Below are 401 nucleotides of genomic sequence, written 5' to 3'. Positions count from 1 at the left end.
TTTTCGTGCAGCACCTTGTAGTGCTTGAGGCTGTGCATCAGCGCCGTCGGCGCGCTGAGCGGATCGCTGGTCAGGAACACCGCGGTACCCGACACCAGCTGCGGCTCTTTCTTCAGGAGGTTCGCAGCCAGGAAGTCGAGCGGAATCTCGTTGCGGCGGGTCTTGTCGAACAAGTACCGGGTGCCGCGGATCCAGGTCCACATGATCAGCCCCATGAGAGAGGCGACCGTGATCGACACCCAGCCGCCCTCGACGACCTTGACGACATTGGCCGAGAAGAAGCCGAGATCGATGATGCCGAAGAGCACCACCAGCGCCAGCGCGAGCGCCAACTGCCACTTCCACAGCCAGCGCATCACCACGAACAAAAGCACGGTCGTCATCAGCATCTCGCCGGTCAC

General features: G+C 62.1%; 1 protein-coding gene. It reads right to left on the bottom strand.

Annotation, left to right across the window (positions count from 1 at the left end; genetic code table 11):
- A partial coding sequence (locus EN850_RS33920) for a KUP/HAK/KT family potassium transporter (protein ID WP_189591289.1) occupies window positions 1–401 on the bottom strand: 401 nt, incomplete at both ends.

The sequence above is a fragment of the Mesorhizobium sp. M8A.F.Ca.ET.207.01.1.1 genome, assembly GCF_004794715.1.
Classification (GTDB): domain Bacteria; phylum Pseudomonadota; class Alphaproteobacteria; order Rhizobiales; family Rhizobiaceae; genus Mesorhizobium.
The sequence above is the reverse complement of the archived record's forward strand: the minus strand, read 5'-3'. Positions and strand labels throughout refer to the sequence as shown.